Below are 24,425 nucleotides of genomic sequence, written 5' to 3' on the forward strand. Positions count from 1 at the left end.
TCCGGCTCTTCGGCCAGCGTCGGGTCCGGATGAGGAGGCCGGCGAGGGGGCGTGCGCCGCCGTCCGCGGAACCTGTTCGGGTGAGCAGCGGGTGCTGGGCGTACTGGTTCCGTGGTGAGGTGAATCGAGATCGCGGGACCTCCGGCACGGGTGGCCGGCTCACGTGGGAAGGAAACCAATGCCAGGTCTCATATCCGGAGGGCGTGGGCGCGGTCGCGGTCGCGGGCGCGTGGCGCCACGCGCCACCGCGTTGGCTGCGTGCGTGTGCTTCATGACCGCTGCTGCTGCGGCGCCGCACGCCGTTCGTGGCGGGGGGAGCGGGGAAAGCGGAGGAACGAGGCTGAGGTGGGGGCCGTGCGCGGAGCCTGCCGGGCGGGGGTCCGAATGTGCGACGTTGCCGGTCCCCCTCGACTACGACCGTCCGTCGGGGAAGGTCGTCGATCTTGCCGTGATCCGGCGCAGAGCCACCAGTCCGTCGACAAGAATCGGTTCGCTGTTCTTCAATCCCGGCGGACCGGGAGGAGCCGGCACCGACGCTCTGCCGGCCTGGTACGACCGATTCTTCCCTGCTGAGCTGCGCAAGCGCTTCGACATCGTGAGCTGGGACCCGCGCGGTGTGGGCCGCAGCACGGCGGTGCGGTGTTTCGGCGACGCGGAGGAAGCGACGGCCTTCTGGGCACGGCAGCCCGAGGGGTTCCCGGTGGGCGAGAAGGAGCGGAAGGTCTGGTTCGCCGGAAGGGCGGAGCTGGCCCAAGGCTGCAAGAAGCGTGCCGCGAACCTGCTGCCGTACGTCTCCACGTACTACAGCGCCCGCGACCTGGACCAGTTGCGCCGGGCCGTGGGTGACGAACAGCTGCACTACTGGGGCGTCTCGTACGGCACGTTCCTCGGCGCGGTCTACGCCAACACCTTCCCGGACAAGGTGGGCGGCCTCGTCCTGGACGGGAACGTCGACCCCCGTAACTACGTGGACGGCGCGATGAGCGGCGAACCGGGGCAGACCACGTCGTTGCGCATGGGATCGGACCTGGGCTCGGCCGACACCTTGGACCAGTTCCTCAAGCTGTGCGGCGAGGCCCCCGCATCCCGCTGTGCGTTCTCGGCGGGCAACCCCAAAGCGACCCGCGCGAAATACACGGAACTGATGCGGCGGCTCCAGCGCCGCTCAGTGGGCGGGTGGACCTACGCCCGGGCCGTCACGGAACTGCGGCAGGACCTGTACATCGTCCACCCGGGCTGGACGAGCGCCGGGGAGATGCTGCAAGCACTGTGGCAGGAGCGCGAGCCCGAGGCGGCCGCGCCCCCTCCGGCAGGAAGGTACCCCGGCGCCGAGCAGGAGGCCGCCGTGGTCTGCACGGACAGCCCCAACCCCCGCGCGCTCAGCCGCTACGCCCAGCTCGAGGCGTTCAGCGCCGAACGCGCGGGCGACCTCGGCCGCCGCTGGGTCTGGGACTACGAGTGGTGCGCGCAGTGGCCGGCCACGGCCGCCAAGCGCTACACGGGCCCGTTCGACCGGACCACCGCCCACCCGATCCTCGTCGTCAACCCCGTCTATGACACGGCCACTTCGTATCGGGCGGCCCAGTCCATGACGAGCCAGCTGGCCGATGCCCGGCTGCTGACCCTGCAGGGCTACGGCCACACCGCTCTGCTCAATCCCAGCACCTGCGTGAACGACCACGCCGTGCGCTACCTCACCACAGGCGCCCTGCCGCCCGCCAAGGCCACCTGCCGACAGGACACCCCGCCCTTCGCCCCGGCCGGACCGAAAGCTGGCGTCGCAGCAGGCGCCAGAGGTCCCGCCGACACCCCCCATGCCGACCGCCACTCCTAGAACCGCCCTGGTGGGTGCGGGATTCGCCGGAAGGGCCTACGCGTCGTCGAGGTCGCCGTCGTCCTCGCGCAGTCTGCGCCACAGCCGGGTGCGGTGGAGCACGTAGAGGGCCGCGAGGAGGAAGACCACCTGCAGGCCCACGGCGAGCAGCCAGAAGACGGCTCCGCTCTCCAGCTCGTCCGTCAGGTAGGCGAAGTTCATGCCGAAGAACCCCGTCAGGAAGGTCAGCGGCAGGAAGATCGTCGATACCACCGCCAGGCGGTTGATCACGCCGTTCTGGTCGCCCGACACCAGGGAGGAGTAGCTGCCGAAGGCTCGCCGGGCGCTCTCCTGGAGGGACTCGATGTCCGTGAGCACCAGATTCGCGGTGCGCCGGTACTCGTGGACGAGCTGCTGGCGCTCCTTGTGGAAGCCCCGGTTCATCACCCGGCGCGTGACGCTCTCCTCGGCCACCCGGTGGTAGGGGAGCAGGGTGTGGTGCAGCAGGGCCGCGGTGCGCCGCAGCCGTGCCAGGCGGTAGAGCTGCTCGGGCTCGCGGCGCCGGAACATGGCGTCCTCAAGGTCCTCCACCTCCAGCAGTGCCTGGACGGCGGCCCGGCGGTAGGTCTCCATGGCCTCGTCCAGCAGCAGGAACAGCATCGCCACGGAGTCCGGCGGGCTCTCGGCCGGGAACCGGGCGGTGACGTCCCCGATCAGGGGGGCCGGCCCCCGGTGCACCGTGACGAGGTACCGCTCGGTCACCAGGGCGTGGACATGGATGACCCGGTCCGTGTCGACCGCGGGCACGACGAAAGCGGCGCTGTCGCCGAAGATCTCCGCCCTGGCCGACTCCCCCTTGCGCCCGAGCCACGCCACGTCCTCCGCCTCCAGGCCGAGGAGCAGGGCGAGCGGCTGTTCGCCCGGCGTGGTCTCCTCGGGCAGTTCCACGTCCACGAACAGGAACCGGGACGTGGCGAGACGCTCGCGTGCCTGCGACACGTGGCCGCGCGTCAGGGTGCCCTCCGGCATGGACAGCATCGATACGATCATCGTCCCTCGCCGTAGGTCACCTGGTGCGGTGCCTCCCAGCCTGTACCGGGCGGGATCCCGCGCAACCGCGGTGACGCATTCGCCCCGCGATGCACCCTCGAAACGGTGAGGGACGGTGAGGGGCAGGCCACGTCCGGCGCAGTATTGCCTCAGAGGCAAGATGGTTTGCCAGAAAGGCAAGATTCTGGCTCAATCGAGGCATGAAACCCGGTCCTGCCCCCGGTCCCGCCGCGGCCCCCGGTCCCGAAGACGCGGCCGGAGACCCGGCCGAAGCCATGGCCGACGAGCTGCCCGCCGTGGCACCGCAGCTGCGCGAGCTGCGCCGCCGCGCCGGACTCACCCTGGAGGCCGCCGCCGCCCGCGCCAGGCTCTCGCCCGCCCACCTGTCCCGCCTGGAGACCGGCCGGCGCCAGCCCTCGCTGCCGCTGCTCCTCGGGCTGGCCCGCACCTACGGTACGACCGTCTCCGAGCTGCTCGGCGAGACCCCCGCCGTCGCGGATCCCATCGTACGGGCCGGCGGTCCGGGTGCCCGCGAGGCCGACGGCTGGACGTACTGGCAGGCGGGCGGCTCAGGCCGGGGGATGCAGGCGCTGCGCGTGCACGTCCCCCACGGCCGCAGCCAGGGCGAGCTGGTCCGCGTACACCCCGGCGAGGAGTGGCTCTACGTCCTGGAGGGCCGGCTGCGACTGCACCTCGGGGAGGCCGAGCACCTGCTGGAGCCGGGGGACAGCGCGCACTTCGACTCGCTGACGCCGCACCGGATCGGCGCGGCCTCCTCGGGCGGGGCCGACCTGCTCTTCGTCCACACCCTGCTGCAGAGCAGCCTGGCCGGGCTGTGCCTCGGCGGCGCCACCACGACCGCGCCCGCGCCCGCCGGGCCGGCGCCCACGACCACGCACCACCGATAGCGGAGGAGCCGTACCCATGTCCCAGACCGAGAACCCCGCGACCACCACCACGGGCACGACCACGGGCACGACGACGCCCACCGCCGGGACCGCACCCACCGACGCGGGCGCGCCCACGACCATACGGGCCCGCTTCGAATCCAAGTTCCCGCGCGGCCTGATCATCCGGCTCATCGCCTACCTGTTCGTCGGCCATCTCTTCGCCTTCTTCGTCTACCTCCTCTTCGTCCTGGGCGGCCAGAACCAGTAACCCGCGCGGACGAACGAGTTCAGGCCGCGCGACTCTGGCAACGTCAAGGCCCTGTGGCTACCCTCCGCGCATGATTTCCACGGTTGTCTGGGGTACCGGCAACGTGGGCCGTCTGGCGATCCGTGCCGTCGAGGCCCATCCCGCGCTCCAACTCTGCGCAGTCATCGTCCACAATCCAGCCAAGGTCGGCCGCGACGCGGGCGAACTCGGCGAACTCGACCGCCTGTTGGGGGTCGAGGCCACCGACGACATCGAAGCCGTACTGGCCGCCCGCCCCCGGGCCGTGGTGTACGCCGCGTCCGGGGACGTGCGGCCCGACGAGGCCCTCGCCGACATCACCCGGGCCGTCCGGTCCGGCGCGGTCGTCGTCAGCCCGGCCCTGTACCCGCTCTACGACCACCGCAATGCCCCGCCCGAGTTCCGGGACCCGGTGCTCGCCGCCGTCGCGGAGGGCGGCGGCACGCTCTTCGCCTCCGGCGTCGACCCCGGCTGGGGCAACGACGTCCTGCCGCTCCTGCTCAGCGGACTCGGCACCACCATCGACGTCATCCGCTGCCAGGAGATCTTCGACTACTCCACCTACGACCAGCCGGACTCCGTCCGATACCTCGTGGGCATGGGCCAGCCCATGGACTACGAGCCGATGATGCTCATGCCCTCCATCCCGACCATGGTCTGGGGAGGGCAGATACGGATGATGGCCCGGGCGCTAGGGGTCGAGCTCGACGAGATCCGCGAGACCTCGGACCGCCGCGCGCTCGACACCACGGTGACCACCCGGACCATGGGCGAGTTCGAGGCGGGGACTCAGGGTGCGATCCGCTTCGAGGTGCAGGGCATCGTCGAGGGCGAGCCCCGCATCGTCATCGAGCACGTGACCCGCATCCACGCCTCGTGCGCTCCGGACTGGCCGACGCCGCCCGACGGCGGCGACGGCGCCCACCGGGTCGTCATCGAGGGCCGCCCCCGCATCGAGGTCACCATCGAGGCCACGGACGAGGGCGACAACCGCTCGGCGGGCGGCAACGCCACGGCCGTCGGCCGCCTCGTCGGCGCCATCGACTGGCTCACCGAGGCGGAGCCCGGACTGTACGACGCCCTCGACATCCCGCTGCGCCCCGCCATCGGCAGACTCGGAAGGAAACAGTCATGAGGATCGACATCCCCGAAGGCCAGCACCCGATCGAGTACGTGTGGGGCGACATGGTCCCCGGCATCGGCATGGCCGCCGCGAACTTCTCCCTGTCGGTGTACGCCCACACCACCCTGGGCCTGCGCGAGTTCGAGGCGGCCCGGCTGCGCGTCGCGCAGATCAACGGGTGCGTCTTCTGCCTCGACTGGCGCACCGAACGGGAGGGGGAGAAGGTCGAGGAGGAGTTCGCCGACGCGGTCACCGAGTGGCGCACGACCGACGTGTTCGACGAGCGCACCCGGCTCGCGGCGGAGTACGCCGAGCGGTACACCCTCGACCACCACGGGCTCGACGAGGAGTTCTGGGACCGCATGACCGCGCACTACAGCCAGCTCGAGATCGTGGAGCTGACGATGAGCATCGGGTCCTGGCTGGCCTTCGGCCGCCTCAACCACGTGCTGGGCCTGGACAGCGTCTGCATGCTGCCGGGGCACTGAGCGGCGAGGTACCGAGCAGCGGGGCAGCGAGCGGCGGAGCACTGAGCCGCGGGGCAGCGAGCGTCGGGGCAGAGGCGCGGCGCTCATGTAATCGGGGCCGTTCGGTGACATCCGAACGGCCCCGGCCGCTGGGGGGAGGACGCGGCCCTACGGGAGGTCGGTGGCGATGATCTTCTCGATGTTGCGTTCGGCGAGAGCCGTGATGGTGACGAACGGGTTGACGCTCGCGTTGCCGGGGATGAGCGCGCCGTCGATCACGTACAGGCCGGTGTAGCCGTGCAGGCGACCGTAGTTGTCGGTGGCCTTGTTCAGGACCGCGCCGCCGAGCGGGTGGTAGGTCAGGGTGTCGTTCCAGATCTTGTAGGCGCCGAACAGGTCGGTCCGGTAGATCGTCCCCTCCTTCGAGTTGATCTTGTCGAAGATGGTCTTGGCCATCGAGATGGACGGCTGCTTCCAGGCGGTCTGCCAGCTCAGGTCGACCTTGCCCGTCGCCGCGTTCCAGGTGAACTCGGCGCGGTTGGGGTTCTTCGTGATCGACAGGTAGAACGAGGCGTACGTCTCGATCCCGGTCGGGAGCGGAGCCACCTCGGCGAACGCGCCGCCCGCGTCCCAGTTGTCGATGCCGGAACAGGGGATGGTCGACTGGAGCTTGCCGGTCGGATCCCACATGTGGTTGGCGCGGCCGCACATGACGTTCCCGTTCTCGCCCCAGCCCTTGCCGACCTCGCCGTTGAGGTTCGGCAGGGCTCCCGTGGCCTTGAGCTTGACCAGGAGCTTGCTGGTGCCGACGCTGCCGGCCGCGAAGAACACCCGGTCCGAGGTCACGGTCTTGGTGGCCACGGTGTCACCGGTGGTGTTGATCTGGTCGATGGTGACCGTGTAGCCGCCCCCGGCGGCGGGGGAGACCGAAGTGACCTTGTGCAGCGCCGAGATGGTGACCCGGCCCGTGGCCCTCGCCTGGGCGAGGTAGGTCTGCACCAGCGACTTCTTGCCGTGGTTGTTGCCGTAGAGGATCTCGCCGGCCAGGGCCGACTGGGGGGCGGTGCCCGCGGCCTCCCGCTTCATGTAGTCCCAGTCGTACACGTCGGGGACGAAGGTCCAGGCGAAGCCGGAACGCTGGGCGTGCTTGCGGCCGACGCGGGAGAACTGGTAGCAGTCGGCCGTGTCGAACCAGGCCGGGTCGATCATGCCGACCCCGAGTCCGGCGTTGGCCCTCGGGTAGTAGGTGCCGTACATCTCGTCGGCGTCCACCGTGGGGAGCACGGCGGAGAAGTTCGCGCGCTTGGGCGTGACCGCCATGCCGCCGTTGACCAGCGAACCGCCGCCGACGCCGCGGCCCTGGTAGACCGTGATGCCGGCGAAGTCCTCGGCGTCCAGGATCCCGGTGTACTTGGGGACGTCCTTGTCGATCGGAAAGCCGAGGAAGTTGCTGAGCGGGGCCTTCGTCCGGGTGCGGAGCCAGAACGACCGGTAGTCCGGGGTGGTCACCTTGGGGAAGATCTTGCCGTCGGAGCCCGGGGTGTCCCAGGACATGCCCATCTCGATCATCTGTACGTCCACGCCCGCCTGCGCCAGCCGCAGGGCCGCCACCGATCCGCCGTAGCCGGTGCCGATGACCAGGGCCGGTACCCGGGCACCGTCGGCGATCGCGCCGGGTGGGGCGGCCGCCTGCGCCGGGGTGATGTGCCCCGCCAGGGCCACGGCCCCGATAATGGAACCTGTTCTACCGAGGAAACCGCGTCGGGAGAGTCCGTTGGAGCTGTTCTTCGTGTTTCTGGGCACGGCTTTATCACTCATGTGACGTTCCTCACTCTTGGCGGAATGGGAACGAGTTCTACTGCTGCCCGCGTGCGAAGTCACTACATACGTCTAGGTAACTTTCGGTCGATCACGTGACAGACGATGCGGCGCGCGGGCGCCGGACCCGGCCCAGGACCAGCAGCGACGCGACCGCCGCGAAGGCGCACCAGGTGGAGGCGAATTCCAGCCGCCACAGCGCTGAGCAGGCCAGCGCCCCCGCCGCCAGCACCACGCCGAGGGTCCGCAACCGCCCGTCCCCGGCGAGCAGCAGGGCGCCCGGAGTGGCGAACAGGTAGCCCGCCAGGACCAGCGGCATCCACGGAACATTCACGCCGTAGCCGATGGTGTGGCCACGGATCTCGGCGGTCACCGGCCGGGTCGCGAGGCAGTACGAGAGCACCGCGGCGGTGGCCGCACCGGCGGCCATCGGCCCCCACAGGCGACGCCGGATGCCGGGCGCGGCCGCCAGCAGGACCCCGGCCGGCACCCAGACCGCCAGCAGCGGCAGGGCGATCACGGCCCAGGCCGTGGCGGCCGGGGAGCAGCCCCGCCCGTACCCCACACGGCGGCCTCCACCAGCTGGTGCACACCCATCAGCAGCGGCAGCGCGGCGACCGGCAGATCGCGGGCCCGCCGCACCCGTGCCACGCACACGATCCCCACGGCGGCGACGACCGTGCCCGCCACCGGATCGGCCGTCGGGCTCCAGCACACCGGATCAGCCCCGCCCCTCGCGGGGTTCGAGCGGCGGAGAGACCACCGCACAGTGCGTGTGGCACTGCGGGTGGCATCCCCCGGGCGCGGGGGAGCGCACGGTCGCCCAGGCCACGGCCGCCCCGACCAGCAGCGCTCCCGCGCACCAGAGCATGGCCGGCCCGAACGCCGCGTCGAACTGGCTCGCCGAGCGGTACGACTCCGGCCCCATCCCGGCCAGCAGCGGCAGCGCCGCCACGGCGAGCAGCCCGGCGGCGCGCGCCGCGGCGTTGTTGATGCCGCTGGCCAGGCCCGCCCGGCCGGGGTCCACGGAGGACAGCACGGTCGCCGTCAGCGGAGCCACCAGGGTCACCATGCCCATGCCCAGCACCACCATCGCGGGCAGTACGTCCGTCGTGTACGAGGCCGAGGGCCCCACCCGCAGCATCAGCAGCATTCCGGCCGCGCACAGCAGCGGACCCACCGTGAGCGGGATCCGCGGCCCGATCCGCTCCCCGAGCTCTCCCGAGCGGGCCGACAGCAGGAGCATCAGCACGGTCGTCGGCAGCAGCGCGGCCCCGGCGCCCAGCGCGGAGTATCCGGCCACCACCTGGAGCTGGAGCACGATCAGGAAGAAGAAGCCGCCGAAGGCCGCGTACACGCACAGGGTCACCAGATTGACGGCCGTGAACTGCCGGGAGGCGAAGATGTCCGGCGGCACCATCGGATCCGCCCGCCGCCGCTCGACGAGCACGAAGGCGATGCCCAGCAGGACCCCGCCCACCGCCGCGACGATCACCGTCGGCGACCCCGTGGAGGCCTCGATCAGCGCGTAGGTGACCAGGCCGAGGGAACCCGCGCCGAGCACCGCCCCGGCCACGTCGAAGCGCCCGTGTGCATGTGGGTCCCGCGATTCCGGTACGTGCCGAAGCGCCACCGGCACGCACAGCGCGGCCACCGGCACGTTCAGCAGGAACACCCACCGCCAGCCGGGCCCGTCCACCAGCCAGCCGCCCAGGAACGGGCCCACGGCCGCGCCCACCCCGCCCAGGCCAGACCACAGGCCGACCGCGCGGCCCCGGTCCTCGGCGCGGATCGACCCCTGGATCAGCGCGAGGGAGCCGGGGGTCAGCAGCGCCCCGCCGACGCCCTGCAGGGCCCGGGCGGCCACCAGTACCCCGGCGTTCGGCGCTATGCCGCACAGCAGCGAGCCCACCGCGAACCACACCACGCCCAGGACGAAGATCCGGCGCCTCCCGAAGCGGTCGCCGAGGGCCCCGCCGACCAGGATCAGCCCGGCCAGGGTCAGCATGTATGCGTTCGACGTCCACTGGAGCACCGCCAGGTCGGCGTCGAGGTCCTCCCCGATGCGGGGCAGCGCCACGTTCACCACGGTCGAGTCCAGCAGGGCCATGCTCGACCCGAGCACGGTGGTCAGCAGGATCCACCGGCCGCGGGCGGACGCGAGCGGGACACCGGGGACGTTCGGCTCGGCGGGCGCGGTCATGCTTTCAGGCTGGCCCGCGCGGCCGGTACGGGCCACCGGGAGCGGACAGGAAATCCCACGCGCCCGCCCGTCGCCGGACCAGGCCGCCATCCAACCCGCCGGCCCTCGGGGGTGTCTTGTCGATCATGCCGGGCGGGCGGGCTGATCCGGCCTGATCGACAAGACACCCGCCTACCACCGTGGCGCCGCCGCGCGTCACAAACTGGTCAAAGCCGCCCGCGACCCCGCCTCATCCCCGACAGTGTCGGGATGCGCACACACCGCACCCGTGTCCTGCTCGTAACCGCTGCCGCCGCCGCATGCCTCGCCCTCGCGGGGTGCAACCCACAGGCCGCCGACGACGGCACCGGCCCGGCATCCGCCACCCCCGGCGTCACCCCTCCCGCCGCTCCTCCCGCCACCACGGCCGCCGCGCCCGCCCCGGCCGGCAGCACCCCGGCGCCGCCGAAGGCGGGAAAGCCGTCCGCCGCCGTCCCCGACTTCGTGGGCCAGGTCCTCCAGGCCGCCCAGGACGGCGCGCAGGCGGCAGGCTTCTTCCTGCTCTCCTCGCACGACGCGCTGGGCAAGAACCGCAACCAGGTACTCGACCGGAACTGGAAGGTCTGTACGCAGACCCCGGCCGCCGGCACGAAGACCGGCATCGACACGAAGATCGACTTCGGCACGGTGAAGATCGAGGAGTCCTGTCCCTAAGGGCTGTCCCGTCAAGATCTTGAGCCGGCAGGTCCGTGATCGACGGATGTCGGCTCGTCCACCGGCCGAGTGCACAGTTGTGCAGGTGGGCGATTTTGCTCATCGCGTGATGGACGCCGTCGCCCTTTGAGCGGCAGTCTCGCAAGATCTTCCAGGTCTTCATGACGACCTGGTGGTTGGTGGAGCAGCGAGAGTTCGGTGAACGGGACCATCCAGGACGGCTGCGACGCCGTAATCACAGCAGACATCGCGAGATCATTTCACTCGTCGCCGGGTATCCCGTTCACAGCAGTTCCGGACGATCTCACCGGCCTTGCGCGGTGCTCCCCACAGAGCCTGGGTGACCTGCGTCAGTCGAAGAGGGCAACAACTCCAACCACCCAGATTGCGACGAACGCAAGGGCACCCACCAGGCAACCGATGCCCGCCAGCACACCGCCGACTGTCCACGGCTCGGAGGGCGCCCCCTCGTACTTCTCCTCCAGACCGTCCCGGTACGAGGCAGGGTCGTCCCAGTCGACGAGGCGCTCCAGCTCCTCGGCGCAGGATGTCCGCACTGCAGTCAGCTGCTTCTCCGCAAAGGCGGTGGAAGCCTTTGCCTCGGGGCCGCGCCAGGCGAGGGCCTTCATCCTCCATGCGGGAGATCCGTACCGCTCTTCGAAGGCGGCGGTCTCGTCGGCGTCGCGGTCCGCTTCGAGGTACATCCAGCGTCCGGCCTCGGCGGTGTCGCCGTAGAGCCGGTACACCTCGGCCAGACGCCGGCGGGGTGTCAGGTCGTGCGGGAAGGATGAGACGAGACCGCGCAAACGCTGGCGCGCAAGGGGAACCCGTCCGGCGGCCAGGTCTGCCTCAACTCGGACAAGGGTCTCTCCCAGGGGCATGAACGCATGATCGATTATTCCACTGGCCGCCGTCGACCCGGTTGTTCGCCCAGCACCTCCTCGCTCCGAACGGAAACCACTGAGCGGGAGACCCCCACTTGCGGGACGGGCCTTGAGGGGGGTGTCTTGTCGGTGTCAGAACCCGCGAGCCCGGCGTGATCGGCAAGACATCCGCTCGGGGGCGACACACCTGCGACGTCGTTCATGTTCCGGCCCACCCGCTCCTACGCTTCGGGCATGGCTCTGTGGATGACCTGGACGATCACATCGGCCGCGTCGGCGGGTGAGAGCGTGGACGACGTCGAGGGAGCGGTCCGGGCCTTCGACAGGTCGGTCCAGCAAATCCTGGACCGGTTCCCGGCCACGAGCGGCGTGCCCGCGGCGGTCCTGCGCGATGCGGCGCGGGACATCCGTACGCGGATGCTCAGTGACGGTCGTGCGGCCGTGGAACGCGGAGAGCGCTGGTCCGCCGCCGCAGGGGAAGTGGACGTGACGCTCGTTCCGCGGGACGGCGATTCACCCGGCTGAACCGCCGACGGTCCGGGCGGACACCCCGTCGGGCCGGGCAAGCACCCTCCTGCCGCAGGCCCGGCCCGGCCCGGCCCGGCATGCGACGCGCCGTGCGACGGCCATGGACCCGCAGGTCGCGAGCGTGTCCCGGGTCGTTGCCGCGCGACGTGCCGGCCGCGCGTTCCCCCTGGGCACGGGCGAAGGCCGGGCGCCGGTCCTCCGGTACGCGAGCGGTCCGCCGACGAGCCCGCGGGCTCCGTCGTTCCCGGACCGAGGACGGCCGAAAAGCCCCCCTTGTAATGAGCATGACGCCTCGTTCACCATGACCCGCGCACGTCACGCGCACCCTTCCCGCACAACCCGCACACGGCGTACGAGGAGACAACACGTGGCTCAACGCAACAACCGGTCCTCACGAGCCTTACGGCCCACAAGGTCATCACGGCCCGCGCGGTCCTTACGTACGGCGCTCGCCGCCCTCACCTCGGTCCTGCTCCTGCCGATCGGCGCGGGCGTCGCCGCGGCCGCGCAGGACCCCGGCCCCGCCGCCCTGACCGCGGCCGAGCGCAAGATCGAGCCCAAGCTCCGGGCCCAGCTCGACGACTCTGCCAAGGCCGCCTTCTGGGTCTACCTCGACAGCGCCGCCGACCTCACCGCCGCGGGGAAGCAGCAGACCCGCGCCGCAAAGGCAGAAACGGTTCTGCGGATCAAGAGGGACCACGCCGCGCGCAGTCAGGCCGAGGTCGTCAAGGCCCTGCAGGGCGCGGGGGCCGAGTACACCTCGTACTGGATCGTGAACGCCGTGCGCGTCGTCGGCAGCCAGAAGCTCGCCGGGACCCTCGCACAGCGCCCCGAGGTCGCCCGGATCGACGCCGACGACAAGGTCGTCCTCCCCAAGCCCACCGAGGGCAAGCGGGAGAAGGCCGTCGCCGACGCCATCGAGTGGAACATCGACCGGATCAAGGCCCCGCAGGTCTGGGACCAGGTCGGGGTGCGCGGCGAGGGCATAGTCGTCGCCAACATCGACAGCGGCGTGGACTACACCCACCCGGCCGTGAACAACCAGTACCGCGGCAAGAAGGCGGACGGCACGTACGACCACGCCTACAACTGGTTCGACCCGGCGGGCGTGTGCACCACCGCGGCCCCGTGCGACAACAACGACCACGGCACCCACACCATGGGCACGATGGTCGGCGACGACGGCGGCGCCAACAAGATCGGCGTGGCCCCCGGCGCCAAGTGGATCGCGGCCAAGGGCTGCGAGTCGAACTCCTGCTCCGAGGCCTCCCTCCTCGCCTCGGGCCAGTGGATCGTCGCCCCGACCGACCCGAGCGGTCAGAACCCGCGCCCCGATCTCGCCCCGCACATCGTCAACAACTCCTGGGGCGGCAGCGGCGGCGACACCTGGTACCAGCAGATCGTCGACACCTGGCGGGCGGCCGGCATCTTCCCGGCCTTCTCCAACGGGAACTCAGGCCCGAGCTGCAACACCGCCGGCTCGCCCGGCGACTACGCCAGCTCCTACAGCTCCGGCGCCTTCGACATCAACAACGCCATCGCGTCGTTCTCCTCGCGCGGCGCCGGCCCCGGCGGCATCATCAAGCCGAACATCGCCGCCCCCGGCGTGAACGTCCGCTCCTCCGTTCCCGGCGGCGCGTACGAGGCCTTCTCCGGCACCTCGATGGCCTCGCCGCACACCGCGGCCGCCGTCGCCCTGCTCTGGTCCGCCGCGCCCGCCCTGGAAGGCGACGTCGCGCAGACCGAGGCGCTCTTCGACGGCACCGCCCTGGACACCGACAGCAGCCAGTGCGGGGGCAACGCCGCCGACAACAACGTCTTCGGTGAGGGCCGGCTCGACATCCTCGCCGCCGTCAACGCCGCCCCGCGCGGCGCCATCGGCTCGCTCGGCGGCACCGTACGCGCCGGCGACCAGCCCGTCGCGGGCGTGAAGATCACCGCCGACGGCCCGATCGACCGCACCACCACCACCGGGGCCGACGGCAGCTACCGCTTCGCCTCCCTCTCGGTCGGCGACTACACCCTGACCGCCGCCAAGTTCGGTTACGGACAGCAGACCGCGACGGCCACGGTGACCGAGAACGGCACCGCCACCGGCGACTTCACCCTGACCCAGGCCGCCTCCGGCAAACTCACCGGCACGGTCTCCTCGGCCGCCGGCCCCGCCGCGGGCGCCTCCGTCACCATCGCGGACACCCCGGTGACCGCGACCGCCGACGCCCAGGGCCGCTTCGAGGTGGCCCTGCCGCACGGCACGTACGACGTGAACGCCACCCACGCCTCCCGCTGCGTCACCGGCGGTACGGCGAAGGTCACCGTCGCCGGAGACGCCACCGTCGCGGTCAGCCTGCCCGAGCGCACCGACGGCTACGGCTACGCCTGCGCCGCCGCGGGCGACCGCCCGTACGTCGAGGGCACCCGCCAGCTCGCGCTCACCGGTGACAACACCACCGAGCGCGTCGACCTGCCCTTCCCGCTGCCCCTGTACGGCAAGACGTACGGCCAGGCCTGGATCGGCACCAACGGCACCGTCAGCTTCGGCGGCAACAACACCAGTGACATCAACGGGGACCTCCCGAGCACGGCCACGCCCAACGCGGCCCTGTACCCGTTCTGGGACGACCTCGTCGTCGGCGCCACGGGCAGCGGATCCGGCGTCTTCACTGCCGTCACCGGCACTGCTCCGCACCGGAGTTACGTGATCGAGTGGCGCCAGGTGGCCCACTGGTCGGCCCAGGCCGACAAGTTCTCCTTCTCGGCGACGATCGGCGAGGACGGCACCGTCTCGTACTCCTACAAGGGGACGGGCGGCACCGGGATCAAGGGCGGCTCCTCGGCCACGGTCGGTGTGGAGAACGCGGCCGGAACCGACGCCTTCAAGTACTCCTTCAACACCGGGGTCATCACGGACGGCCTGTCCATCGCGTTCCGGACCACCAAGAGCGGAGTGGTGGCGGGCCGGGTACTCGACGCCAACGACGGCAACGGCGTCGCGGGCGCCACGGTGACCGTCGGTACCGGCGACGCCGCGGTCTCCGCCACCACGGCGGCGGACGGCGGATACGTCGTCCAGAGCCCCTCGGGCTCGCTCCCCGTCTCGCTGGCCGCACCCCAGTACGAGTCCGCCACGGCGACGGTGAACGTCAAGGCCGCCGACGTCACGGCCGTGACGCAGTCCCTGCGCACCGGAAAGGTGACGGCGTCCACGCCGTCCGTCGAGGTCGTCCTCCCGGCGGACCAGCGGCGGACGCGGACCCTGGACCTGACCAACCCGGGCCTCGGCACGGCGTTCACGGTGTCCGAGGAAGCGGCCTGGCTCACGGCCACACCGGCGACCGGGAACCTCCCGACCGGCGCGAAGACCCCGGTCACTCTTACGGTCGACACGACCGGACTGGCCCCGGGAACGGTCCTCACAGCCGACCTGAAGATCACCTCCGCGAGCGGCCGGACCCCGGTCCTGACCGTCCCGGTCAAGGTCGTCGTTCCGCGCTACCAGGTCGGCCTCGACGCGGGCTCCGGCTACGGCAGCACCGACGCCCTGGGTGACGCCTGGTCCCCGGACCGCAAGTACACGCCCGGCTCCTACGGCTACCAGGGCAACGGCACCATCCAGTCCACCGGCCGCACCATCGCCGGTACGGACGAGCAGCGGCTGTTCCGCAACGCCCGTGAGGGCATGTACGAATACCGCTTCGACAACGTGCCGAACGGCACCTACACGGTGGAGCTCGGCTTCGCGGAGCTCTCCTCCACCAAGCCGAACAAGCGCGTCTTCGACGTCCTGGCCGAGGGCACGCAGGTCCTGCCCTCCCTGGACATCGCCCTGGAGGCCGGCACCTACAAGGCCCTGACCCGTACGTACACGGTCACGGTCACGGACGGGGTCCTCAACATCCGCTTCGTTACGCACAGCGGATTCGGCAAGCCCCTGCTCAACACCCTGCGGGTGACCGACCGCCCGGACAAGAGCTAGGCGAGCACAGGGGCGCCCGGGTAAGGACGTACGTACCCGGGCGCCCCGGACGGGCCGCGCCCCACGCCTCAGGACCGGGTGCGGCCCGTCCGCCCGGCACCGGCGGCTGCAGCTGATCGGGCGATTGGCGGAGCTCGGCGATCCGCGCGCCGCGGAACACCTCCACGCCGTCGCCCTGGACACCACCGTCGACGCCTCGTCCCGCGGGTACGCCGCCGAGGCCCCGGACGCGCTCGGGGACACCCGGGCAGCCGGGATCCTCGACGCGCTCGCCGACGGGCCCGCTCAGGACGACGGACATCCGGGCCGACCGGGGTGGTGAGGGGGCGCACGGTGCCGGCCGTGAGCGGCATTCGGGTGGCGGGGGCCCGGTCTCGCCCCGGCCTGCCGGGCCGGCCCGGGCGGGCTCGTTAACGTGGGCGACCATGACCCTCCTGTGCGACCAGGCCACCGCCGTCCGGGCCCTCGTCGGGTCCGCCGACCCCGGGGCGGTGTGGGCCGTCGGCGGCCCCGAAGGCCCACAGGCGGGTTCGGAGGCCGGACCCGCGGACGAAGCCTTCGACGTGGGCGGCCTCACCGCCGTCCTCGCGCTCTGGCCGGTCATCGGCGCCCTCGTCGACGAGGGCGCGCTGCACCTGCACACGCCCCTCACCGCCTACGGGGACGAGGCCTCCGCGGACACCCCCGACGGGACCACCGCCCACCACCTCCTCACCCACCCGGGCGGCGCCGCGGCCCTCACCCGTCTCGCCGAACACCTCTCCGGCAGCCCGCTCGCCGACCTCGCCGCCACCCGGGTCTGGCACCCCCTGGGCATGACCGGAACGCGTTTCACCGATGCCGCCCTCCACGCGCCCCTCGGCGACCTGGTCCGCTTCCTGCGGCACGTCCTCGCCGCCGCGGCCCCCGCACCGGCCGGCTCCACGGCCCCGGAGGGCATCACCGAGGGCATCACCCGCGCCTGGGCCACCGAGTCGCTCCGGATCCGCACCGGCGAACTCGTCCCTGCCCGCGGACTGCTCTGGCAGCCCGCCCCGCACGGGGTCTGGACCCACCACGCCCCGCAGGACGGCGGCCCGGCCCTCTGGATGTCCCCCCGCCACCACCGCTGGGCGGTCCTCCTCCCGACGGCCGTGCGCAGCGGGCTGCGCACGGCGTTCCGCGAAGCCGTCTTCACCCCAACTTCCGTCATGTAAAAGGAAGTTGTGTCGGATCCTGGGGGCTCCCCCCAGCAGGTCGTGGCCGGATGAGGAAGACCCGACAGCGAGACAGCGACGTTCCCGGGCCGCATGCGCCGTGGGACGAGACCGCATCCGGCCCGTGGATGGGCGGCCACTACTGGACCGACCCGGACGGCGGACTCCGGCCCGCCGTCGTCGGCGACGAGTTCGACCTCGTCATCAGCCTCTTCACCGGGACCGGCCACGGACCCGGACCGCGCGCCGAGCACGTCGTGGCGCCCGTCCCGGACGCCGCACTCGACGCCCACCAGCTGCACACCGTCCAGCGCCTCGCCCGCACCGCCGGCCTCGCCCTCGACGCGGACCTCACCACGCTCGTCCGCTGCCACTCGGGCTACAACCGGTCCGGCCTCGTCGTCGCCCAGTTCCTCGTCGACCGGGGCCTGGTCCCGCCGAGGCCATTGCGTGCGTACGCCGCGGGCGCTCCCCGTCGGCCCTGCACAACGCGGTCTTCACCTCCTACCCCACCGCCGGACCGGACATCGCGGTGCTGCTCGTCGGGCTCGACCCCTGACGTGCTCCTCGGGGCGCGGAGTCCGCAGGTGGGACGTACGGTGATGCCGTTGTCGCCGAGCGTTGTCGCTCCCGCCGCGGAGGTACACGGATGCGTACGGTCCAAGGGGCCGCCCTCGACGGGCTCCGAGCCCGGGTACGGGCCCTCGCCGCCCGGCGGCGCCCCGAGCGAGTCGGTCGGTCCCCCCGCGGTGAGGCACTGCCCGCGGACTGCGGGCCCGCCGTGCCGGGGCGCGGCGCGGGAGCCCCCGACCGGCGGACATCCGTAAAGGAATCCTTCCTCCGGCAAGCGGTCCCGGCCCGTGAGACCACCGGGCGCGTGCCCCTCGCCGGCCTCGGAGCCCTGCTGCGGGGCCTCGCCCGGCCCCGCCCCGGAGCGGTGCGCGCCTCCGCCGCCGCGCTGCGCGCCCTGCGCGCCCGGCACGGCGACGCCCCCGTCCTCGTACGCACCCGCTCCGGACGGACCGTCCTGGTCCTCCTCGATCCGCAGGACGTGCGCCGGTTCTACGCCGAACCCGTCGGCGTCCTGGCGGCCGACCCGCCGGACAAGTGCCGGGGCCTGAGCCCGCAGGAGCCCGCCGGCACCGGCTGCTCCCGCGGCGAACTCCGCGCGGAACGTCGGCAGGTCAGCGCCGAGGTGCTGGCCGCGGGCCTGCCCGTGCACCCCTCCTGCGGACTCTTCCTCGCTGCCCTCGCCGAGGAGGCCCGGCACCTGACCGCCGGTTCCACCGGCGCCGGTGCCCCGACCGCCACCCTCGACCTCGCCCGCGCCCGCTACGCCGTCCACCGCACTGCCCGGCGGATCGTGCTCGGCGACTCGGCCGCCGCCGACGAGGAACTCACCGGATGGCTCACCCAGCTGCGCGCCGAGGGCAAGGGCCTGCGCGGCGGCCGGGCGCGCGCCGCCCGCTCCCTGCACGCCAGGGCCCGCGCCCGCATCGAGGCGTACGCGGGCCACGCCGACGGCGACACGCTGGTCGGACGGGCCGCCCGTTACGCAGACCCCACCGGGACCGTCGACCCCGTCGGCCAGGCCCAGCACTGGCTGCTGGCCATGGACGCCGTCCCGGACACGCTGCTGCGCACCCTGCTCCTGCTCGGCGCGCACCCCGCGGAACAGGACCTGGCCGCGGCCGAGGCGGCCGCCGAAGCCACCGCGGGCGCGGGCCGGGGCGAGCTGCCCCGGCTGCGGGCCTGCGTACGTGAGTCCCTGCGCCTGTACCCGGTGGTGTCCGACCTGATCCGCGTCACCGGCGCCGAGACCGAATGGCGGGGCGTGCGCCACCCGGCCGGCACTTCGGTGCTGCTGCCCGCCGCGTTCCACCAGCGCGATCCCGAACGGGTTCCGGCGGCGCACGTGTTCGTGCCCGGCCGGTGGAAGAACCCGGGTGCGGACCAGGACGTCCGGATGGCGCCCTTCAGCCATGGCGGCGGCCGCTGTCCGGGCGACCAGCTCGGCCTGATGATCACCGCTGCGCTCTGCGCCGAGGTGCTGCGGACACATCGGGTCGGCCGCGGCCGGCCGGTGCTGGACCCGGTGGGGCCGCTGCCCGCGGCGCTCGACCCGCGCGGGATCCGGCTGACGCTCACCCGCCGCTGACATCCCGCCGCCGAGATCCCGGCGCCGGGCCCGGGGCCATCGAACGCCGCGACACCCGCCTCACCTCGCAGGACGCCTGCCGCCCGACCTGTGCCGCCCGACCGCTGACCGCCCGAAGCCCGAAGCCCGAAGCCCGAAGCCCGAAGCCCGAAGCCCGACCGCTCACCGCCCGAAGACCGAAGCCCGACCGCATACCGTCTGACGCCCGACCGTGCCCGCCCCCGAACCTCCTGCCGAACCCCACGAGGATGACATGCCCGACGCCGCGACCTCCGCGTCCACCGCCCCGGACATCGACCTGCTCGACGCCCCGTGCCGCGCACTCGCCGAGGCCGCCGACGCGGTCGGCGAAGCCGCCCGCTACGCCTCCGGCCTGGCCTTCGGTGCCCGGCTGCCCGCAGCCGCCCTGGCCCGGGGCGGCCGTACCCGGCTCGGCTGGCGCACCCTGTTGCGTACCCTCACCGACCCGGCGGGTCTCGGCTGGGCCCCGCGCGGTCGGGGCATGGCCCGGGCGGGCCGGCTCGCCGGAGTCCTGGCGGGCCGGGAGAGCCTCGCGATCAGCATCGCCGTCTGTGGTCTGAAGGCCCGGATCCGGGCCGTGAGCGCGGGCCGGCCCGAACTGCTCGACGATCCCGGCGCGGCCGCCGTCCTCGGCGCCGTGGAAGCGGGCCGCCAGGCCGAGGCCGTCCGTCTGTTCCGCGCCATCATGCGCGAACAGGGCGCCGAGCACGCCTTCTCGCTGCTGGCCCCGTCCTTCGCCGACATCCTGGCCTGGAACGCCCTGACCGACGCGAACCCCTTCAACGATCATGCCGGCTGGCAGGTCGCCACCGGCCGGGCCGAGACCGCCCAACCCGTCCTCGGGCTCGGCGCCGCCTTCGTGGCGTTCTGCGACCGGGGCCCCGGTCTGCCCGAACGGCCCCCGCCGGGGCCCGCGTCCGGACCCTCCCGGGGCCCGGCCCGCCGCCGGATCACGGCACGGCCGCCCCGGCCGGCGCCCCGGCCGCAGGCCGGCGGCCTGTCGGGTCACGCCGCCGCGTTGCGCACGCACGCGTTCCGGCTGCACGGGGCGGCCGCCGAGCCGGGGTGGCACGGACCGGGGACCGAGGCCCTGCGTGCCGAGGTGTCCAGGCTCGCCGCCCGCTGCGCGACGGCCGCGGGCGGCATGGCGCTGGCCGCCGCCCAGTTGAAGGGCCGGCTAAAGGACCAGTGACAGCAGCAGGACGAGGCCCAGCCCGACCACCGAGATGATGGTCTCCATCACCGACCAGGTCTTCAGGGTCTGACCGACGGTCATCCCGAAGTACTCCTTGACCAGCCAGAAGCCGGCGTCGTTGACGTGACTGAAGAACAGCGAGCCGGCCCCGATGGCCAGGACCAGGAGCGCGGTCCCGGTGGTGGACATGTCCGCCGCGAGCGGCGCGACCAGCCCGGCCGCCGAGATGGTCGCCACCGTCGCCGAGCCGGTGGCCAGCCGGATGGCCACGGCGATCAGCCAGGCCAGCAACAGGGTCGGGACTGCCCAGTTCTTCGACACGTCCAGGATCATCTGACCCACGCCCACGTCGATCAGCGTCTGCTTGAAGCCGCCGCCCGCGCCCACGATCAGCAGGATTCCCGCGATCGGGGCCAGGGACTTCTCCACCGTGACCGAGATCCGCTCCCGGGTGAACCCGGCCGCTCGGCCCAGCGTGAACATGCCCACCAGGACCGCCGCGAGCAGCGCGATCATGGGGGAGCCCGCGACGTCCGTCACGCGCTGCACAGGGTTCGCGGGGTCGTCGACCACGATGTCGACAAGAGCCTTGACGCGCATCAGTGCCACCGGGAGCAGCACGGTGAACACCGTGGCCCCGAATCGCGGGCGGTGTTCCAGCTCCGCCGAGGGACGCGGCGCGATCATGTGCTCGGGCGCCGGGATGTCCACCCACCGCGCCGCGTACCGGGAGAACACCGGCCCGGCGATGACCACGGTCGGGATCGCCACGAGCACACCGAGCCCGAGGGTGATCCCCAGGTTCGCGTGGAGCGCGTCGATGGCGACGAGGGGGCCGGGATGCGGCGGGACCAGGCCGTGCATCACGGACAGGCCGGCCAGCGCGGGGATGCCGATCCGCATCAGGGAGTAGTTCCCCCGCCTGGCCACCAGCAGCACCACCGGGATCAGCAGCACGATCCCGACCTCGAAGAAGAGCGGCAGCCCGATCACCGAGGCGATCAGCACCATGGCCCAGGGCATGGCCCGGCCCTTGGCCCGAGCAAGGATCGTGTCCACGATCTCGTCCGCGCCGCCCGAGTCCGCCAGCAGCTTCCCGAGGATCGCGCCGAGCGCGATGAGTACGCCGACGCCCGCGACCGTGGCCCCGAGTCCGGCGGTGAAGCTGGAGATCGTCTTGGCCAACGGTGCTCCCGCGAAGACCCCGAGGGCCAGCGAGCCGACCGTCAGCGCCAGGAAGGCGTGCAGTTTGAGGCGGGTGATGAGCAGGACGATGACGGCTATGCCCGCGAGGACGGCTATCCCCAGCTGGGTGTTCCCGGCCGAGGTGATCGGTGCGGGGGCGGCCGCCGCAAGTGTCTCGACGCTGAGACCGGTCACGGTGACGTTTCCTCAGTTCTCGTGTGCGGGGAGCCGGCGCAGAGCGGCCAGCGCCCGCCCGGTGATGTCCTGCGGGGAGCCGGACACGTCGACGACGACGCCGGGTTCGTCCTCCTGGAGTGGCTCCAGCGTCGCGAACTGCGAATCCAGCAGGGTGGTGGGCATGAAATGGCCCTTGCGGGCCGCCATGCGCTGCTCGATCAGCGGGCGTTCGCCGGTGAGGTGGACGAAGACGGCCCCGGGGGCCGCGGCGCGCAGCCGGTCCCGGTAGGCGCGCTTGAGCGAGGAGGCGGCGATCACGCCGCCGCGCAGGCCGGCGCGGTTGCGGATCCATTCGCCGATGGCGTCGAGCCACGGCCACCGGTCCGCGTCGTCGAGCGGGGTTCCGGCCGACATCTTGGCGACGTTGGACGCCGGGTGGAACGCGTCGCCCTCCGCGTACGGAATGCCGAGTGCCTCGGCGAGCAGTCGGCCCACGGTCGTCTTGCCCGTACCGGCCACGCCCATCACCACAATGACGCGCTGGGTGCTCACGCCTACCTCGCTGTCCTCGTCGACATCGGTTCGTGCGGCACCACTGAAGCGCATTAAGTAGTACTTATTCAAGCCTCGGGTCGGAAACATCACATCTTTCGGCGGAGGGAGCGTCACCGTACGCTTACGCCATGACCACCGCAGGCAGTCCCGGGCACGCGCAGGGGCAGGGGCTCCACACCCATGTGCTGGACACCCTCGGCCTCGCGATCACGGCGGGGGAGTACCTCCCGGGCAGCGTCCTGCGCACGGACGAGATCGCCGAACGCTTCGATGCCTCCCGCACCGTCGTACGGGAGGTGGTCCGCGTCCTGGAGTCGATGCACCTGGTCGAGTCCCGCCGACGGGTCGGCGTCACGGTGCGCCCCACCGACGAGTGGAACGTCTACGACCCGCGCGTGATCCGCTGGCGGCTCGCCGGCACGGACCGGCCCCGGCAGCTGCGTTCCCTCACCGTGCTGCGATCCGCGATCGAACCTGTCGCGGCCGGTCTCGCCGCGACCCTGGCCACACCGGATCAGTGCGCCGAACTCACCGAGGCGGCCCTCGGCATGGTCCGCACCTCGCGCGGCCACCAGCTGGAGGGCTATCTGCGGCACGACATCGCGTTCCACCGGGTGGTGCTCAACGCCTCCGGCAACGAGATGTTCGCCCGCCTCGGGGACGTCGTCGCCGAAGTCCTGACCGGCCGCACCGAACACGCGGTGATGTTCCACGATCCCGACCCCGCCGCCGTCACCCTGCACGTCCAGGTCGCCGAGGCGGTGCGCGAGCGGGACGCGGCGCGCGCCGAGGCGCTGACCCGCCGCATCGCGGTGGGTGCGCTGGAGGAACTGGACGTGCTCGCGCCCTGAGCAACCGGGGCGGGGCCCGGGGGCGGGCCCGGGGGCGGGGCCCGGGGGCCGGGGCCCGCGAGCCCGGCGTGATCGGCAAGACATTCCCCAGGTGTGCGGGGTCAGCCGCAGCCGCCGCACCCTCCGCACCCGCTCCCGCATCCCCCTCCACAACCGCCCCCGTCGCCCGAAGAGGAGGAGTCCGAGCCCTTCGACTCCGCCCGCTCCCGCGCCCGTTCGCGCCTGCGCTCCTCATCGAGGCGCGTCCGCTCGCGGACGGCCTCGCGGTGCGAGGTGCCCGCCGGCGTCCAGTGACTCAGCCCGTGACGCCGACGAGGCAGCAGCGGGGCGGCCGTGACCTCCGGGACGATGCGGACGTCCGACTCGTACACGGCGCACTCCAGGACGATCTCGGCCCCCTCGTGCACGGCTCCGTACAGCACCGCCTGGAAGGGCTCCGCGTACGGGCCGACGTCATGGTGGTTCGTGCGCAGGGCCCGTGCGGACCCGGCGACCAGGACCCGCTTCCCCAGGACCGTGTCCCGGACCCGGGGGGAGTGGGCGATCAGGGGCCGGCCGGCGGGGGAGTCGGCGTCCGGGTACAGCCAGTGGTGTCCGGAGACGGAGGCCCGTACGCCGACCAGCAGTACGGGCTGCGGCCGCGCGCGCAGGCGCCGCGCCGCCCGCCACCGGGCCAGGCCCCGCCCCAGCAGCGTGGTACCGGCGACCAGCAGGACCGTGGCGAGCAGCCGCCCGCCGAACGGGCCGTACGGGTGGGTGCGGGCGGCGTCGGCCGCGAGGCAGCACACGGACCCGAGGCCGATGCCCGGCAGTCCGCGGCGCAGGTGCGCGGGCGGAAGGGTGGCCGGCAGCGGGAACCGGGCGGATCCGGCTGCGGCGAGGGCCAGTTCACGCTGTCGGCGGCGGGCGAGCAGGCGGAGCAGCGCCCCGGTGAACGCCCAGGCGGCGAGCGCGAGGACCAGGACCGGACCGATCCGGCCCGCGGTGTCGGAGGTACCGGCAAGGGCGAGGGCGGCGTCGGCCGCGAGGGCGGTCGCGGCGAGCAGGGTGGCCGCCGGCAGGTACCGGAACCAGAAGGGCAGCGCGGCGAGCAGGAAGCCGGCCGAGAGACTGCGCCAGTCCTCGCCGTGCCGGTCCGTCAGCAGGAGCGCGAGGACGGCCGGGACCACGAGGAGCCATCCTCCGGCGCCGGGCGCGAAAACGGTCGGGACGCGGCCGGCCCGGAGCCAGCGCCGCGCGTGGTCGACACCCCACGCCGCGACCGGAGCGCCCTCCGGTATCGCCGCAGTGGGCAGGTGCTTGACGTAGTCGGTCACGGCGCCAGTATGCGAGCGCCGTGCCGCGGCCCAGAAGGGG

General features: G+C 72.6%; 21 protein-coding genes and 2 pseudogenes. 14 read left to right on the forward strand and 9 right to left on the reverse strand.

What is annotated here, in order from left to right:
* Positions 1–394 precede the first annotated feature (394 nt).
* The gene (locus tag OG753_RS37930; protein WP_405792058.1) at positions 395–1,834 is read left to right on the forward strand and encodes an alpha/beta hydrolase; all 1,440 of its coding nucleotides are present in this window, start codon (positions 395–397) and stop codon (positions 1,832–1,834) included.
* Between the two features lie 36 nt (positions 1,835–1,870).
* Here the strand turns inward: OG753_RS37930 and OG753_RS37935 are convergent, their stop codons facing one another.
* Positions 1,871–2,851 carry a CorA family divalent cation transporter gene (locus OG753_RS37935; protein ID WP_405792060.1) on the reverse strand — a complete coding sequence of 327 codons (981 nt, stop codon included), beginning with the start codon at positions 2,849–2,851 and terminating at the stop codon, positions 1,871–1,873.
* 287 nt (positions 2,852–3,138) lie between these two features.
* On the opposite strand from OG753_RS37935, the gene OG753_RS37940 reads away from it, so the two are divergent.
* The 4 genes from OG753_RS37940 to OG753_RS37955 all read left to right on the forward strand — a co-directional run bounded on the left by OG753_RS37940 (position 3,139) and on the right by OG753_RS37955 (position 5,650).
* Complete coding sequence (locus OG753_RS37940; protein ID WP_405792958.1) at positions 3,139–3,771, forward strand: helix-turn-helix domain-containing protein; 633 nt, start codon at positions 3,139–3,141, stop codon at positions 3,769–3,771.
* Between the two features lie 16 nt (positions 3,772–3,787).
* A complete protein-coding gene (locus tag OG753_RS37945) occupies positions 3,788–4,021 on the forward strand; it encodes a DUF6126 family protein (RefSeq protein ID WP_405792062.1) in 234 nt (77 codons plus the stop codon).
* 70 nt (positions 4,022–4,091) lie between these two features.
* Positions 4,092–5,174 carry a dihydrodipicolinate reductase gene (locus tag OG753_RS37950; protein WP_327266306.1) on the forward strand — a complete coding sequence of 361 codons (1,083 nt, stop codon included), beginning with the start codon at positions 4,092–4,094 and terminating at the stop codon, positions 5,172–5,174.
* Positions 5,171–5,650: a carboxymuconolactone decarboxylase family protein gene (locus tag OG753_RS37955; protein WP_327266307.1), complete on the forward strand. Its 480-nt coding sequence runs from the start codon at positions 5,171–5,173 to the stop codon at positions 5,648–5,650. Before OG753_RS37950 ends, OG753_RS37955 begins: the two co-directional genes overlap by 4 nt.
* Before the next feature lie 147 nt (positions 5,651–5,797).
* Here the strand turns inward: OG753_RS37955 and OG753_RS37960 are convergent, their stop codons facing one another.
* The 3 genes and pseudogenes from OG753_RS37960 to OG753_RS37970 all read right to left on the reverse strand — a co-directional run bounded on the left by OG753_RS37960 (position 5,798) and on the right by OG753_RS37970 (position 9,650).
* On the reverse strand, positions 5,798–7,447 hold the full coding sequence (locus OG753_RS37960; RefSeq protein ID WP_405792065.1) for a GMC oxidoreductase: 1,650 nt from the start codon (positions 7,445–7,447) through the stop codon (positions 5,798–5,800).
* Positions 7,448–7,538: 91 nt separating this feature from the next.
* Positions 7,539–8,215, reverse strand: a pseudogene (locus OG753_RS37965) (DUF6629 family protein).
* Positions 8,169–9,650, reverse strand: coding sequence for an MFS transporter (locus tag OG753_RS37970; protein WP_327266309.1), 1,482 nt, complete (start codon positions 9,648–9,650; stop codon positions 8,169–8,171). Before OG753_RS37970 ends, OG753_RS37965 begins: the two are co-directional and overlap by 47 nt.
* A 249-nt stretch (positions 9,651–9,899) precedes the next feature.
* On the opposite strand from OG753_RS37970, the gene OG753_RS37975 reads away from it, so the two are divergent.
* Positions 9,900–10,343, forward strand: a complete 444-nt coding sequence (locus OG753_RS37975) for a hypothetical protein (protein WP_405792067.1) — start codon at positions 9,900–9,902, stop codon at positions 10,341–10,343.
* A gap of 67 nt (positions 10,344–10,410) precedes the next feature.
* Here OG753_RS37975 and OG753_RS37980 read toward each other — a convergent pair.
* Both OG753_RS37980 and OG753_RS37985 read right to left on the reverse strand, forming a co-directional pair.
* Positions 10,411–10,509, reverse strand: a pseudogene (locus OG753_RS37980) (IS5/IS1182 family transposase); the annotation flags it as partial.
* 184 nt (positions 10,510–10,693) lie between these two features.
* Positions 10,694–11,224: a DUF6584 family protein gene (locus tag OG753_RS37985; RefSeq protein WP_405792069.1), complete on the reverse strand. Its 531-nt coding sequence runs from the start codon at positions 11,222–11,224 to the stop codon at positions 10,694–10,696.
* Positions 11,225–11,461: 237 nt separating this feature from the next.
* Here OG753_RS37985 and OG753_RS37990 point away from each other — a divergent pair, with 237 nt between their 5' ends.
* The 7 genes from OG753_RS37990 to OG753_RS38020 all read left to right on the forward strand — a co-directional run bounded on the left by OG753_RS37990 (position 11,462) and on the right by OG753_RS38020 (position 20,298).
* Positions 11,462–11,752 (forward strand): hypothetical protein, encoded by a 291-nt coding sequence (locus OG753_RS37990; RefSeq protein WP_405792071.1) that lies wholly within the window; start codon positions 11,462–11,464, stop codon positions 11,750–11,752.
* Positions 11,753–12,122: 370 nt separating this feature from the next.
* Entirely contained in the window at positions 12,123–15,731 is a 3,609-nt protein-coding gene (locus OG753_RS37995) for a S8 family serine peptidase (protein ID WP_405792073.1), read from the forward strand.
* A gap of 124 nt (positions 15,732–15,855) precedes the next feature.
* Entirely contained in the window at positions 15,856–16,053 is a 198-nt protein-coding gene (locus OG753_RS38000) for a hypothetical protein (protein WP_327266313.1), read from the forward strand.
* Between the two features lie 103 nt (positions 16,054–16,156).
* Entirely contained in the window at positions 16,157–16,927 is a 771-nt protein-coding gene (locus tag OG753_RS38005; RefSeq protein ID WP_405792075.1) for a hypothetical protein, read from the forward strand.
* A 50-nt stretch (positions 16,928–16,977) separates the two neighbouring features.
* Positions 16,978–17,754, forward strand: a complete 777-nt coding sequence (locus OG753_RS38010) for a hypothetical protein (RefSeq protein ID WP_405792077.1) — start codon at positions 16,978–16,980, stop codon at positions 17,752–17,754.
* Positions 17,755–17,804: 50 nt separating this feature from the next.
* Complete coding sequence (locus OG753_RS38015) at positions 17,805–19,085, forward strand: cytochrome P450 (RefSeq protein ID WP_405792079.1); 1,281 nt, start codon at positions 17,805–17,807, stop codon at positions 19,083–19,085.
* Between the two features lie 253 nt (positions 19,086–19,338).
* Positions 19,339–20,298 carry a hypothetical protein gene (locus tag OG753_RS38020; RefSeq protein WP_327266317.1) on the forward strand — a complete coding sequence of 320 codons (960 nt, stop codon included), beginning with the start codon at positions 19,339–19,341 and terminating at the stop codon, positions 20,296–20,298.
* Here the strand turns inward: OG753_RS38020 and OG753_RS38025 are convergent.
* Both OG753_RS38025 and OG753_RS38030 read right to left on the reverse strand, forming a co-directional pair.
* Positions 20,284–21,681, reverse strand: coding sequence for a gluconate:H+ symporter (locus OG753_RS38025; protein WP_405792081.1), 1,398 nt, complete (start codon positions 21,679–21,681; stop codon positions 20,284–20,286). The two genes, OG753_RS38020 and OG753_RS38025, sit on opposite strands and share 15 nt — an antisense overlap.
* 12 nt (positions 21,682–21,693) lie before the next feature.
* The gene (locus OG753_RS38030) at positions 21,694–22,215 is read right to left on the reverse strand and encodes a gluconokinase (RefSeq protein WP_327266319.1); all 522 of its coding nucleotides are present in this window, start codon (positions 22,213–22,215) and stop codon (positions 21,694–21,696) included.
* A 131-nt stretch (positions 22,216–22,346) separates the two neighbouring features.
* Here OG753_RS38030 and OG753_RS38035 point away from each other — a divergent pair, with 131 nt between their 5' ends.
* Positions 22,347–23,069 carry a FadR/GntR family transcriptional regulator gene (locus OG753_RS38035; protein ID WP_405792083.1) on the forward strand — a complete coding sequence of 241 codons (723 nt, stop codon included), beginning with the start codon at positions 22,347–22,349 and terminating at the stop codon, positions 23,067–23,069.
* Positions 23,070–23,170: 101 nt separating this feature from the next.
* Here the strand turns inward: OG753_RS38035 and OG753_RS38040 are convergent, their stop codons facing one another.
* Positions 23,171–24,385 carry a hypothetical protein gene (locus OG753_RS38040; protein WP_405792085.1) on the reverse strand — a complete coding sequence of 405 codons (1,215 nt, stop codon included), beginning with the start codon at positions 24,383–24,385 and terminating at the stop codon, positions 23,171–23,173.
* Positions 24,386–24,425: the final 40 nt, after the last annotated feature.

The organism is Streptomyces sp. NBC_00029 (genome assembly GCF_045160505.1).
Classification (GTDB): Bacteria; Actinomycetota; Actinomycetes; order Streptomycetales; family Streptomycetaceae; genus Streptomyces.

What these genes read in the sequence shown, in the direction of transcription:
- OG753_RS37935 (WP_405792060.1), bottom strand. Translation starts at nt 2,851, where the DNA reads ATGCTGTCCATGCCGGAGGGCACCCTGACGCGCGGCCACGTGTCGCAG.
- OG753_RS37940 (WP_405792958.1), top strand. Translation starts at nt 3,139, where the DNA reads ATGGCCGACGAGCTGCCCGCCGTGGCACCGCAGCTGCGCGAGCTGCGC.
- OG753_RS37945 (WP_405792062.1), top strand. Translation starts at nt 3,788, where the DNA reads ATGTCCCAGACCGAGAACCCCGCGACCACCACCACGGGCACGACCACG.
- OG753_RS37950 (WP_327266306.1), top strand. Translation starts at nt 4,092, where the DNA reads ATGATTTCCACGGTTGTCTGGGGTACCGGCAACGTGGGCCGTCTGGCG.
- OG753_RS37955 (WP_327266307.1), top strand. Translation starts at nt 5,171, where the DNA reads ATGAGGATCGACATCCCCGAAGGCCAGCACCCGATCGAGTACGTGTGG.
- OG753_RS37960 (WP_405792065.1), bottom strand. Translation starts at nt 7,447, where the DNA reads ATGAGTGATAAAGCCGTGCCCAGAAACACGAAGAACAGCTCCAACGGA.
- OG753_RS37970 (WP_327266309.1), bottom strand. Translation starts at nt 9,650, where the DNA reads ATGACCGCGCCCGCCGAGCCGAACGTCCCCGGTGTCCCGCTCGCGTCC.
- OG753_RS37975 (WP_405792067.1), top strand. Translation starts at nt 9,900, where the DNA reads ATGCGCACACACCGCACCCGTGTCCTGCTCGTAACCGCTGCCGCCGCC.
- OG753_RS37985 (WP_405792069.1), bottom strand. Translation starts at nt 11,224, where the DNA reads ATGCCCCTGGGAGAGACCCTTGTCCGAGTTGAGGCAGACCTGGCCGCC.
- OG753_RS37990 (WP_405792071.1), top strand. Translation starts at nt 11,462, where the DNA reads ATGGCTCTGTGGATGACCTGGACGATCACATCGGCCGCGTCGGCGGGT.
- OG753_RS38005 (WP_405792075.1), top strand. Translation starts at nt 16,157, where the DNA reads ATGACCCTCCTGTGCGACCAGGCCACCGCCGTCCGGGCCCTCGTCGGG.
- OG753_RS38010 (WP_405792077.1), top strand. Translation starts at nt 16,978, where the DNA reads ATGAGGAAGACCCGACAGCGAGACAGCGACGTTCCCGGGCCGCATGCG.
- OG753_RS38020 (WP_327266317.1), top strand. Translation starts at nt 19,339, where the DNA reads ATGCCCGACGCCGCGACCTCCGCGTCCACCGCCCCGGACATCGACCTG.
- OG753_RS38035 (WP_405792083.1), top strand. Translation starts at nt 22,347, where the DNA reads ATGACCACCGCAGGCAGTCCCGGGCACGCGCAGGGGCAGGGGCTCCAC.